At 47.2% G+C, this 20228-nt stretch carries 4 protein-coding genes; all 4 read right to left on the bottom strand.

Translation table 11 applies throughout. The annotated features are described in order from the left end of the window. Nucleotides 1–74: 74 nt before the first annotated feature. The 4 genes from FHS57_RS26370 to FHS57_RS26355 all read right to left on the bottom strand — a co-directional run bounded on the left by FHS57_RS26370 (nucleotide 75) and on the right by FHS57_RS26355 (nucleotide 20109). Complete coding sequence (locus tag FHS57_RS26370; protein WP_229601460.1) at nucleotides 75–6398, bottom strand: M36 family metallopeptidase; 6324 nt, start codon at nucleotides 6396–6398, stop codon at nucleotides 75–77. Nucleotides 6399–6705: 307 nt separating this feature from the next. After that, complete coding sequence (locus tag FHS57_RS26365; RefSeq protein WP_183978967.1) at nucleotides 6706–10788, bottom strand: T9SS type A sorting domain-containing protein; 4083 nt, start codon at nucleotides 10786–10788, stop codon at nucleotides 6706–6708. Between the two features lie 149 nt (nucleotides 10789–10937). Beyond that, entirely contained in the window at nucleotides 10938–13697 is a 2760-nt protein-coding gene (locus tag FHS57_RS26360; protein WP_183978966.1) for an ATP-binding protein, read from the bottom strand. Between the two features lie 115 nt (nucleotides 13698–13812). Beyond that, nucleotides 13813–20109 carry a choice-of-anchor Q domain-containing protein gene (locus FHS57_RS26355; protein ID WP_183978965.1) on the bottom strand — a complete coding sequence of 2099 codons (6297 nt, stop codon included), beginning with the start codon at nucleotides 20107–20109 and terminating at the stop codon, nucleotides 13813–13815. Nucleotides 20110–20228: the final 119 nt, after the last annotated feature.

The following is a 20228-nucleotide window of genomic DNA, read 5'->3' as shown; positions in this document are numbered from 1 at the left end:
GCTAGAAGTCAATCCACAAGGCAAAAAAAAGCCCTCGACAAGTTAGTCGAGGGCCTTGTTATACGCTAAGAGCACTACAATTTCACTACTTTCAACAATGCACTTTTTTCAGGCGTGGTCACCTTCATGAAATACATACCCGTTGGCAATTCGCTGACGCCAAACTCTTCTTGATGCGTGTTGGTATCGGGTTCAAACCTCCGACCTAACACCTGACGGCCCGCAGCATCCAACAACGTAGTTTGTACCACTTGCCCCTTGCTGTTTTGCACGTTCAGGCGAAGAACATTGGTGACGGGGTTGGGCATGACCGAAGCAAAAGACCCGTTATCGGTTATCTGTTGTTCGTTATTCGACCCTTGCCCTTTGCCGTTTGCCTCTTGCCATTTACCTATTGCCTCTTGCCCTTTGCCATTTGCCCCTTGCCCACCGCTCTCCGCTGTTCTCGCTGCTCCTACTCCTACCCCATCTTTCGACTGGATTCTAAACCAGTACTCTTGGTAGGCAAGAACATTGCCTTGAGGTTTACGAGTCGATGGATAAATACTACCCCAACCTTTTTGATCCCAGTAGCGAACACCCAATTTATATAAACCTTTGGGCAACCCTGCATCGTACACGTTACCTCCTGCGCCATTGCTTTCGTAGAAACCGTAGGCTGGGTGGTTTTGCGCGTATAATTCTGTCCAACCCTCGCGGTTAGCGTACATAAAGTACGGAGCATTGTTCTCATGCGTATTGAAGGAGCGTGGAAGGCCCGTCTCAGGGGTAGCCAGCATATCAAACGTTAACGAACCATCTGTTCCCAAGGCACAAGCATCTACATTGATTGTCCAATAACGGGGAGCTATCTTGTTAACATTTTCTGTAAAAAATAGCGTCGGATTTTGTTGGGTGCTTTGTTCCAACTCAGGGCCACCATCTCGTGTGATAAACTGGTTAACCCAAGCAGCACGGTCGTTGGTTTTCACCGATGATTTTGATTCCCCGATATTAATTAACGTCACAACATAAGCTTTCCAATAAACATCTTTGGTCGCACTCACACCACTTTGGCAACCATTCGATGCTACACATCGAACAGAATAACTTTGTTTGGTTATATTGGCAAACGCTACTTTAAAGCTCGGCTCTGTAACACCCGTATTCCAAAGTGCACTGGTTCCTGCAGGGCAGTTAGTTGATATCGTCACTTCTGTTCCTGTACATGCTACATCCGAGCTCACCATGACTACTGGCGGAGTATTGACAGGCGATACCGTATAAGTTACTACATTACTTTTCCCGCTCAAACAACCACCTTCAGCTTGGCAGCGAACATAGTAGGATGCTGTTTCACTTGGCGTTTGGGAAGGAAGGTTAGGTAATGCTGTATTCGTCGTTGCATTGTACCAGATAGAGGTCATTGCTCCGCAGTTTGTAGTACCTGTAAATGCTACTGAGTTCCCACAACCACTCGTCACATTCAAACTAACTACAGGGGTCATTGAATTCATAATTAACCGTAGTCTCATTACTCCCGACTCCGTTTCTACGCACGAACTTGTTCCATCTGATTTGCGGCAACGTACACGGTAATTGTGGTATTGGCCATCCACCAATTGGGTTGGTACAGTTGTACCATACTCACCCCCATCGACTGAGTAAATTAAAACCTCCCCTGCGGCGCATGTGGCATTAAATGTCAGTTCATTTCCTTCTACATTACAGATATCTTTTGTCTCACCAACAGCAACGGTCACACCATCCGCCGCCATAGATACGGCCTGTGGTACCGACGAACGGTAATTAATCTGCAACTCAATTGCACCAGTATAAGTCGTTGGGCAATTAGCATCACATGCTGCTTGGTAGCGGTGGGGTTGGTTATTGGATGATTGGGAAACTGGTACTGTCGCCGACCAAGCACTCCATGCGCCACTACCTACTTGAACACGCCAAACAGGCGACCCCGAACCACAAGTACCCGAAACGTTAAACTGTAAACTATTCACAGGATTCGCATCTATGTCACAGAGTATTTGGCTATTGCCTTCGTTTAAGGTTTGTTGAAGTACTGAGAGCGTTAATACTGGCTTAGTCTGAACAGTAATAGTGCCCGATTCATTAGCCGTTGCGCAAGCATTCCCCGTGGTAGTGATAGAATAGCTAAATGGGTTACCTGCAATTGTCGTAGGCGCACCCGAAATTGTAAGAATCCCTCCGTTGATTGCACTCGTAACACCTGTTGGCAGTCCTGTCACTGTAGCGCCTGTTGCACCTCCACTCAAGACATACGTTATCGGAACAATGGCAGAATTGATACAAGCAATCTGCGTTTCTGTCGTTGGAGAAGAAGTTAATACGATGCTATGGGCCGCATTTACTGTCAATGTACCCGTTTTGGTCGTAGGTGTACAAACACTACCAGTAGTTGTAATAGTGTAGCCAAATGGGCTACCAGTAGCCGTAGTAGGCGAACCACTAATTGTAAGTACTCCCGCATTGACAGTGCTTGTCACACCTGACGGCAAGCCGACAACTGTCGCCCCCGTAGCTCCCCCCCCGAGTGTATATACGATTGAGGTAATGGCCGTATTGACGCATAGCGTCTGAGCCTCCGTCGCGCTAGGAGAGGTAAGGGTAATTGTTTGAGCGTTTCCAACCGTAATCGTCCCCGACTCAGTAGCTACCGTACACGTATTGCCTGTGGTAGTAATATTATAGTTTAATGGACTGCCTACTGCCGTGGTAGGTGAGCCACTTATCGTCAATACACCCGCATTTACTAAATATGTGACGCCGCTAGGTAAACCAGTGACCGTGGCGTTTGTCGCGCCACCTCCCAACGAATACGTAATGGGAGTAATAGCTGTATTAACACAAACTGCTTGGGTTTTTGTTGAAGCGACTGATGTTAACGTTATGCTGTGCACTAAGTTAACTGTGATAGTTCCCGACTCTGTGGCTGCTGTACAGGAACTACCTGAAGTGGTGATGTTATAATTAAATGGGCTACCTGCTGCCGTGGTAGGCGAGCCACTTATGGTCAATACACCCGCATTTACTGAATATGTGACGCCGCTAGGTAAACCAGTGACCGTGGCATTTGTCGCGCCACCTCCCAACGAATATGTAATGGAAGTAATAGCCGTATTGGTACAGACTGTTTGGGTTTCTGTTGAAGCTACTGACGTGAGCGTTATGCTATGCGTTGTGTTCACTGCAATAGTCCCCGACTCAGTAGCTACCGTACACGCATTGCCCGTGGTAGTAATATTATAATTAAATGGACTGCCTACTACCGTGGTAGGTGAGCCACTTATAGTCAATACACCCGCATTTACTGAATATGTGACGCCGTTAGGTAAACCAGTTACGGTGGCATTTGTCGCACCACCTCCCAACGAATACGTAATGGGAGTAATAGCTGTATTGGTACATACCGTTTGGGTTTCTGTTGAAGCGACTGACGTGAGCGTTATGCTGTGCGTTGGAGTAATCGTAAACGTTACTGGTGTTCGACATTCTGACAACAATGGACTCGCCGCATAAAAAGTTGTGACGCCCGCGCTCGCTGTGTTGGCAATTCCAGAACCCGACACACCTACTGGATTAAAAACATTTCCTGTTGCCAATGGCGCTCCCCCTGAGGCGTTTAAGTACCATTGCGTAGGCCCTGTTGAAAATACAGCAGGAGTGGACTGTAATATAAATAGTCCTGGATCTAAATTGTAATATGAGGCAACTACTAAAACGTAGGTGGTTCCAGCAGTGAGGGTATGCGTAAATTGTGACCGATAATTTCCTCCAGAATAGTCGATATCATCATCTCCACGTAAAAAATTGGTAGCGGGTGCTGCTGGATTAAAGGAGCTTTCGTATAATGAAAGATACGTATCACTATTATAAACCCCAGCATAGGTAACCTCAAAAGTAACAGCCTCAGTATTGGGTGCTACAAAAGTGATTGTTTTATAGTGAGACTGCGACCCAGGCTCAGCAGTATATACGGTGGTATTGTCATTCCTTCCTCTTACATAGGTATCAGTTATAGAAAGAAGTCCACTAACAGAATTAACCAATACAGCAGGAGAAACCAGTCCCTCCCCTGATGGAACAGCGGTATTTTGACAAACACTGTAAGCTGGTACCGTTGCTGCCACAGTAGGAGTCACTATCACATTTACATCTTGGGTAATAACATTGCCTGGGCAGGTAGCTGGGTTTAATGTAAAACGGTATTTGACGGTTACAGGCAAAGAAGAGGTATTGACCAAAGTTTCACTTACAGCTGCAGAGTTCCCCGACCCTGCGGTATTACTAATACCAGATACGGCATCACGCGTCCAGCTAAAAGTTGTTCCACTTGTAGGTGTAGTTGCTGTATAATTAAAAGGCTGATTAGAACAAACAGTAAGTGCAACGGGGGAGTTTAGTGATGCTCCAGAGATTGGAGTAAAATCTTCAGTTACAATTCGGTCGTTGGTCGATACCCCCGTAGAAGCCAAGGCACCTAAGCCACGGCGTGCAAATGCTCTTCCGATCGCACAGCGGTAACGCCCGCCAAACAATAGCCCATCGGCAGCCAAAATAGCATCACGCGCTTGTACAAAACTAGGACTACAAGGCTGTAAACGCAACCCTTCATTTACCAATTTAAGCGCAGCAATATTCCCTTTCATATCCATTACATTGGATGGCGTCGAGTAAATATTGTTCACTATTTGAGCATCTTGGAGGATAATCTCCCACGTCATATCCCAAAGCATGGTGGCCCAAATCGAACCAATACCGTGAGGCAAAGAAAATGTGGCGGTATTACCCACGCCTGCGTAGGTCACAGCACTGTTGACTGTATTGGTATTTTGGTTAAAATAAGCATATCGATAAGGGCGAATACCTCCTCCGTTTGTAGCTTGTTTAATAGCGTAGGTACCAACACCCCGAGGAATGTTTCCGCTTGCTTCAGTCGGTGTTAGTGATGCCCAGTCGGTCGTCAGCATCAACATTAAATAATCGCTCCAACCTTCTCCTCCTTGCTCTGCATTTCGAAGGCAGGACGAATTATTGGGTCCTCCTGTAAGACGAGTTGACCAACCGTGCCCATACTCGTGAGCAATGATTCCGTTATCAAAATCGCCATCTGGCTGATAACTTCCCGAATTAGTCCACAGGTACATCTGCATTCGGCCATTAAGTCCATCGATTGGCGTAAAGAAATTGGCATTATTGGTTCCACCTCCATCTTGCGCATCGGCAAAAACATAATCATTTCCGTTCCCACCTCGCCCTTGGTTGGTATTTTGAAAGTTACCACTAGGTTCGTCAAAACCATATTTCCACAGAACATCGTGAATAAGGTTATTCCAATAAAATAAATTGGTGATAGCGGCATCTCTGTTAGCGGCTGCTGTACTTAGTCCTTGTGTATAAGGATAGTTAAAATCTAATGTAGATGATGTGGGGCTATATCCAGTACCGTTATTATTGTTAGCATCCTCTTGCGCCCAAACGTTATTCCCTCTGGTTGTTGTATAACTTGTAGTTCCATCAAAATGCCACCCATTGGTTGCGCCAGGGCCAGTTCCTAAGGGCACAAACTTGTCGTATGGAGAAGCTACAAGGCTACGGCTTCCAAAAGTAGGAGCCTCTAATGGGTAATCAAAAACATTATAGGTATTATCAGGTGCCAGTGTTGCTTTGGGAGTAAGAACAGCATTAGTTCCTACAGAGGATCCGTGTTCTAAAGAACAATCGTGAGGAGCACCCGACCGATGTACCATCCCAAAACTACAGTGAATCACTTCATCTACTTTACGTATGGTTTCGCCCGTGTGCGCATCAATGTGCATGCTCCAACCATTTTGCTGGTCTTTGGTCAAAAACTGCACATTCCACGTTAACGCTACCTTTACATGTGGCTTTCCATCTTCAAGTACTTCGTAAGGAAACCAGTATTTTTTTACGACAATGTTCTCATCTGAAATACTTGCAGCTTGATAGACTATTTTCCCTGACGTACCATCAGCAAGTGGCGTATTACTAATTTCTCTGATTTGGATTGGGGTATTTATGGGTAAATTGGCCTCTAGGGCAGCCTTTTGCAACGCTTGTATCGGAGATACTGAAATTGGAGCTTGGTTAACCAATGCTTCTATGTTAGGAACAAAACTGCCCGTCGTGTGTTGGACTTGTCCATCCTTAACAACCAAACTCAACAAACTATTATAAACCTCAACCGATTCAAAGGTTTGGTTAAAATAGATATGATACCAACCAGTCGTAGGCGATAAATAGGCACTCGACACGGTCATTCTGTCAATATCTTGCTTTAATAGCTTGTGTTTTGTAGCATTTTCAGTGAGATACTGAGTAGCCGTTTGTATTTCATTTTGAGCTTGTGTAGCCCAAGACATACAAGTAAAAAGGGCTAAAAAAAACAGTTTAGGCAAGAAAGCTTGCATTTTTTGGAAGGAAATATGCTTCATACAAGACTGGTTAAGTTGTTTATGTATAGTTTTTCATGAAACCAAGAACAATAACAACATTTTAGTCTAAGAAAACAAAATCAAATACCATTACTACAAAATTATTTATCATTTTGGTACCTTATTCTACTTTTTCAATAAAATACTACTTAAATTGGTTACTTAGCCATTAATCCACAAGGCAAAAAAAAGCCCTCGACAAGTTAGTCGAGGGCCTTGTTATACGCTAAGTGCACTACAATTTCACTACTTTCAACAATGCACTTTTTTCAGGCGTGGTCACCTTCATGAAATACATACCCGTTGGCAATTCGCTGACGCCAAACTCTTCTTGATGCGTGTTGGTTTCAGGCACAAATTGGCGGCGTAAAACTTCCCGACCTGTTGCATCCGTCAACGTAGTTTGCACCACTTGCCCCTTTCTGTTTTGCACCTTCAGGCGAAGAACATTGGTGACAGGGTTGGGCATGACCGAAGCAAAAGACCCGTTATCGGTTAGCTGTTGTTCGTTATCCGACCCCTGCCCTTTGCCATTTGCCTCTTGCCATTTACCTATTGCCTCTTGCCCTTTGCCATTTGCCCCTTGCCCACTGCTCTCCGCTGTTCTCGCTGCTCCTACTCCTACCCCATCTTTCGACTGGATTCTAAACCAGTATTCGTGGTAGGCAAGCACGTTGCCTTGCGGTTTGCGCGTTGCGGGGTAAAGGCCAAGCCCTTTTTGATCCCAGTAGCGAACGCTCAATTTATACAGTCCTTTAGGCAAACCTGCATCATAGACATTGCCTCCTGCCCCATTATCTAGGTAAAAACCGAAAGCAGGGTGGTTGGGGGAATACAATTCCGTCCAGCCCTCGCGGTTGGCATACATAAAAAATGGTGCTGTATTTTCGTGGGTGTTATACGACTGAATCACGCCTGTTTCGGGTGTCGTTGACAGGTCAAAAGTCAAAGAACCTTCCGTACCTAATGCACAAGCATCGGCGTTGACTGTCCAATAACGTGGCGCCGTTTTGTTAGGATTTTCGACAAAATATAAAGTTGGGTTTTGCTGCGCACTTGCTACCAAGTCGGGGCCACCGTCGCGGGTTAAAAACTGCAATTCCCACTCGCTGCGGTTGTTTGTTGACTTTGTTGCCGACTTGCTTTGACCTACGTTGATTAAGGTTACCACAAATGCATCCCAATATACATTTTTGTGAATACTCTCTAAACTTTGGCAACCGCCCTCAAAAAGGCACTTCGCCCAGTAGGTTTGTTTGGTGATGTTGTTGAACGACACCTCAAAGCTTGGCGTGGTTACGCCTGTGTTCCAAAATGTGGTGCTTCCTGCGGGGCAGTTGGCCGACACTTTCACCGTCGTTCCTGTACATACAATCTCCTGACTCGCACTAATCACGGGGACTATGTGCGTGGGAATGAGCGTAAACGTCACGACGTTGCTCTTTTCGCTCACGCAACCATTATCCGTCTGACAACGGGCGTAGTAAGACGTCGTTGCAGTAGGAACGGTGCTTGGTAAACTCGGCAATGCCACATTGGTGGTGGCATTGTACCAAATCGTTCTTAAACTTCCACAGGTCGATTGACCGCTAAAACTTGCAGCAGGATTACAGCTCCGTTCTGGCGACAAGCTGACCGTAGGAGCCGAAGGGATGGCTACTAATTTTAGACGCATAACACCCGATTCGCTCTCTATACAGGAAGGTGTTCCGTCGGATTTTCGGCAACGCACGCGGTAATTGTGAAACTGATTGTCAACCAGGGCTACGGGAATACCCGCACTATATTCCCCCCCATCCACCGAATGAAGCACTATTTCTCCCACGGCACAGGTTGCATTAAATGTCAACGGAGTTCCACTCGACAGGCTACATACTTCTTTGATTTCACCCACCGCCACATTGACGCCATCTACTGACAAAGACACATTTTGGGGAACAGAAGCGCGGTAATTGACCGTCAGTTTTGCACTACCACTTTGCGATTGACTGCATCCGTTTCCGTCCGAGACCGATTCTAATGTGTATGTAAAGACTCCTGCCACCTGCGTAGAAGGAGCGAGTGTGGCTACGGCACTCGTGCTCTCAAGATACAACACACTTCCACCATTGATGCGATAACCAAAACGATAAGGTGCGCTACCATTGCTGGCGGTAAAGGTCAGTACGGGCGCCGAACTTTGTTGGCAAACTTCACTCCCACCCGCTAAGGTAGCCGTAGGAGGGATTTTGGCCGTAATGACCTTAGATGACATAGCCGAAGCTGTACACCCCAATGAGGTAATCGAAAAGTTACTGTACGTACCCGCCAATAATCCTCCTAGTGAAAAAGCGCCGCCCGCCACTTTCACAGGTTGGGGACTTGTGGTTGCTCCCGCACTTGACGTAAAGTTTAACGTATAATCACCATTGGCCAAATTGGTCGTAAAAGCAATGCTTCCCACTGGACTTGTGCAGGTCGTTGGATTGGTTACCGCCCCTGCCGTTAGGGTGGACGTACAGCCTTCGACCGTCAAAGTAAAACTTGTTTCAGTATATTCTTCGCAGTTGTCGTATATTTTCACCGTAATGGTGTGTACGCCCAGAGGAGCGGCATTACTCACTGAAAGCACCGCAGTAGTAGGGTCAATGGAGATGTCTCCCGTAAAAGTACCTTTGTCTTCAATCGTTAGCCCTCCGTAGCTGCCATTGTCGGCAGGGCCAGTAGCGGGGTTAATCGTTGTTGCACCTGCGACACTGACTGTGCTGTTAGCGTAACTCAGGGTTGGAAGCGAATTTGCCGTCACATTCACAATCAAATTGGCCGTTGCGGTTCCTCCATTCCCATCTTTTACGGTCAAAACCACCGTATTTTCTCCACTATTGGTATAACACCCCGCCGACACCATCGCACTCATAACGCCATTGGTATTGGTAATATTCGACACCGAAATACCCGTTGGAACGGTCGTAGCCGTTACGGTCAAGCTTCCTTTTGCCGTCTCTGTATCATCTACGTTGGCAATCGTCGATACCGTTTCCGCACTACCTTGTTGGCGGCTGATTACTGTCCCTTTAATGGTCGGATTGGTGTTGGTAACGGTCAAGGTAAACGTCGTTGTATTGGTTACTTCACAGTTATCCATAATTCTTACCGTAATGGTATGCGTTCCCAAAGGAGCAGCATTGCTGATGGATATTTCTCCTGTATTTGAATCAACGTCGATATCGCCCGTATAGCCATCTACATCCGTGATTGTAATAGCACCAAACTCCCCATTGTCCGAAGGGCCTGATGCAGGATTAACAGTCAGTCCACCCATCATATTGACCGTTTGATTACCATAAGTAATGGTGGGAAGCGAATTTGCAGTCACATTCACGATCAAATTGGCCGTTGCGGTTCCTCCATTTTCATCTGTCACCTTTAATTCGACCGTATTATTCCCAATTGCCGCAAAACAACTTGCCCGCACATTGGCATTGATCGTCCCATTCACATTGGTAATCCCTGAAATACTTATCCCAGAAGGAAGCGGTGTTGTTGCGGTCACGCTGAGGCTTCCCGCTGCTGTTTCAACGTCATTAACAGTTGCAATGGTCGCATTGAGTCCCGTCAAAGTCCCCTGTTGGCGGCTAATTGTTGCCCCTAAAATGGTGGGTTTGGTATTGGTAACGGTCAATTCAAACGTAGCGGTTTCTTCAAATTCGCAGGCTTCAGAAATTTTCATCGTGATTTGGTGCGTACCTACGGGAGCTGCATTCGTAATGGTAATCACGCCCGTAACTGGGTCCACAGCAATATCGCCCGTGAACGTCCCTTGGTTATCAACTCCTACCGTAAAATCATTTGAGTTGTCAGACGGGCCAGCGGTTGGATTAATCGTGAGGCTTCCTCCGCCATTGACCGATGCCGTGGCGGCGTAGGCTAATACGGGCATGGTGTTGGCGGTGACATTGATGGTCAACACATCGGTAGCCGATGCACCTTCGGGGTCTTTGACGGTAAGCGTTACGCTATACGACCCCGCAGACACATAACAGCCCACACTCACGAGTGCCGTGACCGTTCCATCCGAATTCTCAATGTTGGTCAGGGTTATATTAGCAGGTAGGTTAGAAGCCGTTATTTCCAAATTGTCCGATTCGCCATCGAGTGCCGTGGCAATCTCTTTTTCAATTCCCCCACTTCCTCCAGGTACCGAAATGGTTTTGGCCGTAATGGTAGGCGGCGTATTAACTTTTGATGCTTTTACAGGAGACGCAACCACGCTTCCTAATCCCAAAATGAAGGGCACTATCCATCCAAAAATGGTGCTTTTGTATATAAAGTTTTTCATGTGTTTTAATTTGCCAGTAAAGATAAATGACTATCTCAAAACAGGCTTAACATATATTCAGCATTTATTAACACATATTCAGCATTTGGCTTTAAAGGGGCTAAAAATGTTTTTTTTTCTTCATAAAGCCCCTAAAATGGCCCTCTAATTTACTCTTCCTGCGTCGAAAACTCACTGGGAAGTTTTCCGTATTTTTCTTTAAACATTTTGGTAAAATAAGACAGATTCGTAAACCCTACTTCATAGACTATTTCCGAAATTGTTGCCTCATTTTGAGATAATAAATCTGCTGCCCGCTGCAAACGAAAATCTCGAATGTATTCGTTGATGGTCTGGTTGGTGAGCGCCTTCAATTTTCTGAGCAACTGACTTTGACTCATTCCCATTTCTTTGGCACAAAGCTCGGCCGTAAACTCGGAATCGCTCATCCGTTGTTCTACAAGCGCGTAGAGTTTACGTAAAAAACCTCGTTCCTTTGAGGCTTCTTCGGTTTCCGTTACAGGCTTCTCTGTGCCAACCGCCGCGCTAAAATACGTTCTCAGGCGGGCTTGTTTTTCCAATAACGTTTGAACCCGCACCCGCACTTCTTCCGATTGAAAGGGCTTCAACAAGTAATCGTCGGCGCCTAATTCCCAGCTTTCAATTCTACTTTCGGGATTGGCCTTGGCCGATAGCATAATGATGGGAATATGGCTCGTTTTTTCGTCTGATTTAAGTCGTTTACAAAATTCAAAGCCGTCCATTTCGGGCATCATCAAATCGCTGATAATGATGTCTGGGGTCATTTCAAGGGCTTTTTCGATGCCAATTTTTCCGTTTTCAGCCTCCACAACCCAATAATCTTTCGCAAAAATCGACCGAATGTACTGACGAATATCGGCGTTGTCATCCACCACCAACAGCCGCAAATCTACGTCATGCTTGAGGCTTGTTTTTTCTATTTTATTTTCAACACTAGGCCACTCCAACGGCGATGGTGGATACTCTCCCTCGATAGAAACATCATCCCTATACGTAACGGGAAGTTCAATCCTAAACGTAGAGCCTTCTCCTTCTTTACTTTGCACTTGTATGGTTCCGTTGAGGGCATTGACCAACTCTTTTACCAACGCCAGCCCAACGCCCGTCCCTTCGTATTTGGCGTGATTTGGGCGCTCCACTTGGTAAAAGCGATTAAAAATTTGCGCTAATTTATCATTGGGAATCCCCACACCTTCGTCTTTCACACTAACAATCAAGCGATTATTCGACACCGCATAATCCACACTTACTTCTACTTTTTTCCCAGCATCGGTAAATTTAAAGGCATTGGAAAGCAGGTTTGTGACAATTTTCTCCAGTTTATCTTGGTCCACTTCCCCCACAACCTCCTCCTGACTTTGGTGAAATGTAAATCTAATTTTCTTGCTTTCGGCCAACGACTGGTAAGCACTGAAGAGCGTTTTTAGGTACGTATCTAACCGTAGTGGCCTGAGCGTAACCTGTAGCTGTCCCGCTTCAAGTTTGCTCAAATCGAGCAGTTGATTGATAAGCACAAGAAGGCGCTGAGCATTGCGACTCACAATTTCATACACCTGATTTTGAGGGCTTTGACGCCGCAAGTCTTCCATATATCCACCAATGAGGGTCAATGGGGTACGAAGTTCATGCGAGATATTGACAAAAAAATTGGTTTTAAGCTCATCAAGTTCTTGGAGCTGATTGGTTTGGATTTTTTTGAAGTACAACTCTTTTTTAATGGTAAGCTGTTCTTCTTCGTACGTCCGAATAATTCGTCCAAGATAAAGCCCAAAAAACAACAATTCTAGGACAAAAAATAACAATGCTACCTCAAAAAGTCCCGCCCATTGTAATCCCCCCAATAAACGCGTCAGAACGAGCGAATAGCTCGCCACGCCGAGTAAAAGTGGCACTCCGTACGACCAATTGATTCGGAAACGGCGATAACACGCCACGGCAATAATGCCCAACAACACATACTGGGTGCCCAGGTTTAAAAACACCGCTCCTTTTAGCCAATACCACTGATAATCAAGTAAAATCAACAAAGCAAACAGCACCGTTAAGCCCAAAACAACGCGAAGAAGATAGACCACGTACGACGGAAACGAACGAATATCGACCACCGAGCGAATGGCAAACGTGTAGCCAATGGGAGACAGAAATATGACAACGTTGTTGGCAATGGTGGCCCAGTAAGGCTGGGTTGTCAGCCACCCACCAAGCACGCCTATCATGCCCCAAAAAGAAAACGTACGAATAAAAATAAAAGCCGAATAACGCTTAAACGACAGGTCTTTAATGACAAACAAGGCCAAAATAAAGGTGTAAATAAGCCGAATTAACAGGCTTCCATCGAGTATGCTCCAGCGTTGAATGGAACTGTATTTGGTGCGTTCGAGGGCATCGGTGGGCAAAAGCACAAGGCGTGAAAAAATACCCCGTTTATTAACTACTTTGAGGTAAAGTGTCTGGGTTTGATGCGGTGCAAAAGAAAGCGTGAGCGAAGGCGTATTTTCAAAGATATAACTGTGATGTTTTTCTCGAAAACTTCCTTTTTCAAAACGGGCAAACCTGCCATTCGGGGTTGCTTGAACGTAAAAATCAATGCGTTCAGTCAACGGGTTTTCCCATCGTACAACCCACTTTTGCGGTTCAGCCGTCGCATTTTTCAACTTACATTTTATCCAAAAAGTATGATTAGAAAAAGGAATTAAAATATGCTTACTCTTATTTTGGACAAATAAACGTTCTTGGATTTGTTCAAACGACCAGCTCGACAACTTATCTTCTACAATCCCGACACGAGAACTGGCATCTATTTCGTCTTTTTTGGGGTCAAGAAACACTTCTTGGGCATTTGCCCACACCCCAATCAAGAATAAATAACAAAAAAATAAGCCTTTCATTCCGTAATTTTAACCTCTGACCCCAGTTGTATTTGCTCAAAAATCCCCTAAAAATACAACAAAAAAGGGCAAGAACGATGCCGTCTTGCCCTTTTCAAAAATACAGAAATTGTACTTACTTTATTTTCACTACTTTAAGTACCTGTTGTTTTAACTCAGAACGCACATGGAGGAAATAAGCGCCATTGGGCAAATCGCTTATTTCGTATTCTTCCAAATGGCTTGGGGTTTCCGCTACAAACGTCCGACGCAATACCCGCCGCCCCGTAGCGTCCAAAAGTTCCGCTTGTACCTCTTGCCCTTTGCTGTCTTGTACTTGCAAGCGAAGAATGCTGGTGACGGGGTTCGGGAGAACCGTGGCGAAAGCGCCGTTATCCGTTAGCTGTTTTCCGTTATCCGCCCCTTCGCCCCTTGCCCCTTGCCCTTTGTTTTCTCCTTGCTCTTTGTCATTTACCCCTTCGCTGACTCCTGACTGCTGACCGCTATCCGCTGTCCTCGCTGCTCCTACACCTACCCCATCTCGCGATTGGATTCTGAACCAATACTCTTGATAAGCCAACACGTTGCCTTGCGGCTTGCGCGTTGAGGGATAAACACTACCCCAGCCCTTTTGATCCCAGTAGCGAATACCTAACTTATACAAACCTTTTGGTAATCCTGCGTCATATACATTACCGCCCAAGCCGTTGTCTTGGTAAAAACCGTACGCGGGATGATTCTGAGCGTACAATTCTGTCCAACCTTCGCGGTTGGCATACATAAAGTAGGGGGCATTGTTTTCGTGGGTGTTGAACGACTGTGGTACGCCCGTCTCGGGCGTCGCCAGTAGGTCAAACGTCAACGAACCATTCGTCCCCAATGCACACGCATCCACGTTAATCGTCCAATAACGAGGGGCCGTCTTGTTCGCATTTTCCACGTAATACAACGTCGGATTCGTCTGTGTGCTTTGCTCCAAATCAGCACCACCGTCTCGCGTGATGAATTGACTCCTCCATAGACTTGGGTCGTTGGTCTTCACCGCTGATTTGCTTTGACCAATGTTTATCAAACTCACCACAAACGCATTCCAATAAATATCCTTGCGAATACTTTCCGAGCTCTGACAACCGCCTTCAAAGAGGCATTTCGCCCAATACGTTTGCTTCGTCACGTTGTTGAAAGCGACCTCAAAACTTGGCGCAGTGACACCCGTGTTCCAGAACGTGGTACTGCCTGCGGGGCAGTTGGCTGATATTCTCACCGTTGTACCTGTGCAAACAATTTCTTGGGAAACAGTAATCGCGGGAGCCACACCAACGGAGAGCACCGTGTAGGTAACCACATTACTCTTCTCACTCAAACAACCTCCACCCGCTTGGCAACGTGCATAATACGAACTAGTCTCCGTCGGCGTTTGGCTTGGCAAGGTAGGTAAAGCCACATTCGTACTCGCATTGTACCATATTGTTGTCAGCGCTCCGCAATTGGCCGTGCCGCTAAACGCCACGGGGCTACCGCAACCACTCGTTACGTTCAGGCTCGCTAAGGGAGCCGCCAACGAACCCGTAATTCGCAACCTCATCACCCCCGATTCCGTCTCCACGCACGAAGACGTTCCGTCCGACTTGCGACAACGTACACGATAATTATGGTACTGTCCATCCACTAACTGCGCTGGAACAACACTGCTGTAATCGCCCCCATCTACTGAATAAAGCAGCATTTCTCCCGAAGCACAAGTCACATTAAATGTTATCGTATTTCCTTCGATATTGCACACTTCTTTGGTTTCACCTGCATTTACCACTGCTCCGTCGGCAATCATTGATACGTTCTGAGGAATCGAAGCACGGTAATTGATTGTCAATTCAATCGGTGACGTATAAGTCACGGGACAACTCCCATCGCAAGCTGCTTGGTAGCGGTGGGGTTGGTTATTGGAGAATTGGGAAACTGGTGGACTGGGTGACCAGTTACTCCATGCGCTGTTGCCAACTTGGCTACGCCAAACGGGACTGCCCACTACGCAAGAACCCGTAACCGTAAACTGTAAACCATTTTCAGAATTGGCATCCGTATCACAGAAAGTTTGTGAATTACCTTCGTTCAAGGTTTGTTGCAGTGTAGTCAGCGTAATCGTGGGTTTGCCTTGCACCATCACCGTTGCGTTGCCGCTTTGGGTTTGACTACAAGCCGTTGACGAACTTTCTGAGACACTCACCAAACTATACACAAACGCTCCCACTGTTCCCGTCGGCGCTGCCACCGTCACGCTGTTGCCACTCGTGGTTGTCACCGTTTGTGTTGAACCATCGTTGATTTTATAAGTAAACGTGTAGGGTGCTGTCGCATTTGCTCCCGTGAACGTTATCATAGGTGAAGCACTGTTTTGACATACCGTCGTTGTGCCTGAAATCGTGGCCGTTGGTAAAGGATTTACCGTTACCGTCACGCTACCCGTTTGCGTCTGACTACAAGCCGTTGAAGAGCTTTCCGAGACACTTATCAAACTATACACAAACGTGCCTGCCGTGCCCGTCGGCGCTGCTACCGTCGTGCTGTTGCCACTCGTGGTTGTCACCGTTTTGGCTGGGCCATCGTTGATTTTGTAAGTAAACGTGTAAGGTGCCGTTGCATTCGCGCCCGTGAAAGTGATGCTAGGTGATGGATTGTTTCTACACACCGTCGTCGTGCCTGAAATCGTAGCTGTGGGAAGAGGGTTTACCGTCACCGTTGCGCTGCCCGTTTGCGTTTGACTACAAGCCGTTGACGAACTTTCTGAGACACTCACCAAACTATACACAAACGCTCCCACTGTACCCGTCGGAACTGCCACCGTCACGCTGTTTCCACTCGTGGTTGTCACCGTTTGGGGCGCTCCATCGTTGATTTTGTAGGTGAAGGTGTATGGCGCCGTTGCATTTGCTCCCGTGAAGGTGATATTGGGCGAAGAACTATTTCTACACACCGTCGTCGTGCCTGAAATCGTGGCCGTTGGCAAAGGATTTACCGTTACCGTCACGCTACCCGTTTGCGTCTGACTACAAGCCGTTGATGAACCTTCCGAGACACTTACCAAACTATACACAAACGCCCCCGCTGTTCCCGTCGGCACTGCCACTGTCACGCTGTTGCCACTTGTGGTCGTTACCGTTTGGGGTGCTCCGTCGTTGATTTTGTAGGTAAACGTATAGGGTGCCGCTGCATTTGCTCCCGTGAAGGTGATGCTCGGCGATGGACTGTTTTGACATACCGTCGTTGTGCCTGAAATCGTGGCCGTTGGTAAAGGATTTACCGTTACCGTCGCGCTGCCCGTTTGGGTTTGACTACAAGCCGTTGACGAACTTTCCGATACACTTACCAAACTATACACAAACGCTCCCACTGTGCCCGTCGGCGCTGCCACCGTCACGCTGTTTCCACTCGTAGTTGTCACCGTTTGGGGCGTTCCATCGTTGATTTTATAAGTAAACGTGTAGGGTGCCGTCGCATTTGTGCCTGTGAAGGTGATGCTAGGCGATGGATTGTTTCTACACACCGTCGTCGTGCCCGAAATCGTAGCTGTGGGAAGAGGGTTTACCGTCACCGTTGCGCTGCCCGTTTGCGTTTGACTACAAGCCGTTGACGAACTTTCCGATACACTCACCAAACTATACACAAACGACCCCGTCGTTCCCGTCGGCGCTGCTACCGTCACGCTGTTGCCACTCGTGGTTGTCACCGTTTGGGCTGGGCCATCGTTGATTTTGTAAGTAAACGTGTAAGGTGCAGTTGCATTCGCGCCCGTGAAAGTGATGCTAGGTGATGGATTGTTTCTACACACCATCGTTGTCCCCGAAATCGTAGCTGTGGGAAGAGGGTTTACCGTCACCGTTGCGCTGCCCGTTTGGGTTTGGCTACAAGCCGTTGATGAACTTTCTGAGACACTTATCAAACTATAAACAAACGTGCCCGCTGTCCCCGTTGGCGCTGCTACCGTCACGCTGTTGCCACCCGTAGTTGTCACCGTTTGGGGTGCTCCGTCGTTGATTTTATAGGTAAACGTGTAAGGTGCAGTTGCATTCGCGCCCGTGAAAGTGATGCTAGGTGATGGATTGTTTCTACACACCGTCGTTGTCCCCGAAATCGTAGCTGTGGGAAGAGGGTTTACCGTCCAACTAGCCAACGTTACGTAATCCGTAACGCAGCCCGAACTACAGTTGGCACCACGGCCTTTAATCTCTACCGAACTGTTGGCCGTAGCCCCTACCAAACTTCCCGAACTATAGGCCACGGGACTGCCGCCGTCAATAATCACCACATAGTCGTCCGAACAACCTACCCCCTCGCTGCCCGCGTTGAAAGTGGCACTGACCGACGTGCCGAAACATACCGCTGATACATTTGGCGTTTTGACGTTCAAACTCGGACCCACGGGTTGGGGATTGACCACCACACTCCCCATAATGCCGTTCGAAACGCAGTTGGTCGTGGTGTTTTTGACCGTGAGGGTAAAAGGAATCAAACTCCCCACAGCCGCAGTGCTTAAGTTAACCGTGATGGGACTACTCAAATTCCCGTTGGTGATGGGGGTTATCCCCGTTCCCGAAATCGAATAGTTGTTGGGCGATTGCGTGGGGTTGGTATAAGGTACCGCAAACGACATCGTCCCCGCACAAATGGCCGGAATCGTACTTAGGATAAGGCTTGGTTTTGTGGGATCAGTCAGAGTGGGCATAGTGGTGGCGGTGGCGGCATTATTCACACAAGTACCATAGGTAGCCACAATATCGGTATAGCTCCCTGCTCCTAAGCCCGTCAGAGTAAGGACACCGCTGCCGTTGGAGGTAAAGTTGGTCGCGGCCACTGCGGTGGTATTTTTTTTGTAAGTAACTGAATACGGGGCACTATTCAGAAGTCCGCTCAAGGTAATACTGCCCTCAGTGCCCCCACAGGTGGTAGGGTTGCTACTACCGGTTACAGAAGGGGTAATAGCCGCAGGCCGCAAATCAGATTGGTACTCGTAGGCTCCCAAATCGATGATTGTACCGAAAATACGGGTATTACCGTCTAAATCAGTAGAAGACGAATTATCCGCATTATTGCCAGCATTGATAACGGGCGAGCAAGGCTGCAGGCGCAAATCGCCGGCGGTGCCAAGTCCTGCGGAGGGTTGATTGACAAAAAGCGGGTTTTCGGTGCCTTGAAAGCCCCCTTTTTTCAAACCTCTGACGAGGGTACTGGTGTAGGTAGGGTTGCTCCCACTAGTATTATACACTTCACTGCTGTTGCCCCACAGGATACAGTTCTTAAGGCTTGGTGAGGAGTTGAAGAAATTATACATCCCGCCGCCGTCAAAGCTGGCCTGATTGCCCGAGAAGCTGCAATTCACTAAGCTCGGTGAGGAGGAGGCGGTGTTACACATCCCGCCGCCGTTAACGCTGGCCTGATTGCCCGAGAAGCTACAATTCACCAGGCTCGGTGAGGAGGAGGAGTTACACATCCCGCCGCCGTTAACGCCGGCCTGATTGCCCGAGAAACTACAATTCACTAAGCTTGGTGAGGAGTTGTCGTTAAACATCCCGCCGCCGCGTCCAGCCTGATTACCCGAGAAGCTGCAATTCACAAGGCTCGGTGAGGAGGAGTTGTTGTTATACATCCCGCCGCCGGCAGCGCTGGTCTGATTGCCCGAGAAGCTACAATTCACTAAGCTCGGTGAGGAGGAGTCGTTATACATCCCGCCGCCACTATTGTAAGGATAACTCCTATTCGCATTTCCCTCTTTAATGGTAAAGCCATCCAAAAGGGCATTAGTGGTTGTTAAGCCATTATCATCATTAAAAACAACATGGTAGCTATTTTCACCGTTGCCTGTGGTGGCGTCATCCCCGTTCAAATCTCCACTCAAGATACTTTTATTGTTCGCCATCACCGTGAAAGTACGTTGTAAAAGGTCAGTTTCGTCACCCTTAAAACCGCCGTAAATCTTCACCCCTGCTTTCATCTGGAAAGTCTTCATTCTAGGGTCGGCGGGGCTGGCGTTTCCCGAAACATCAGTGGCAGGCTTATAGGTACCTTTGGCGACCCACACCTGTTGGGTACCCGAAGCATTGATCATGGCCTGTAAATCCCCCGAGGCGTTGGCCCACGAAGAGCCATCTCCCGTACCGTTTGGTTTCACATAGCGAATCGTTTGGGCTTGGCTAAGACAAGCTAGAAATAGTAGCGCTAACAGATTTTGAAAGGCTCGTTTGGGAATCGTAGTGAATAAAGTAGAATGAATCATACAGCGTTGGGTTTGCAGTTGGTGTTGTAATTCGTAGAGTTGTTTTTCCAAGTTTTTCAATTGTTTTTGGTAACCATACCAACACCCCGCCACCAACACTCCAAAAAGAAGTACTAGCAGTAATAACACAAACTTAGGTTGGCGATATAGTTTAGGAATTGGCATAGTTAAAACTACCTAATGCGCTCCCTAAACGCCAAATTTCAAGCGTTGCAAAAACGTTGCAATTTACAACTCCTTTATTTTTAGAGAGTTAATAGCAAATAAAAAGTACCCCCCAAAAA

This window comes from Runella defluvii (assembly GCF_014195535.1).
In the GTDB taxonomy this organism is placed as follows: Bacteria; Bacteroidota; Bacteroidia; order Cytophagales; family Spirosomataceae; genus Runella; species Runella defluvii.
The sequence above is the reverse complement of the archived record's forward strand: the minus strand, read 5'-3'. Positions and strand labels throughout refer to the sequence as shown.

What these genes read in the sequence shown, in the direction of transcription:
- FHS57_RS26355 (WP_183978965.1), bottom strand. Translation starts at nt 20,109, where the DNA reads ATGCCAATTCCTAAACTATATCGCCAACCTAAGTTTGTGTTATTACTG.
- FHS57_RS26365 (WP_183978967.1), bottom strand. Translation starts at nt 10,788, where the DNA reads ATGAAAAACTTTATATACAAAAGCACCATTTTTGGATGGATAGTGCCC.
- FHS57_RS26360 (WP_183978966.1), bottom strand. Translation starts at nt 13,697, where the DNA reads ATGAAAGGCTTATTTTTTTGTTATTTATTCTTGATTGGGGTGTGGGCA.
- FHS57_RS26370 (WP_229601460.1), bottom strand. Translation starts at nt 6,398, where the DNA reads ATGTCTTGGGCTACACAAGCTCAAAATGAAATACAAACGGCTACTCAG.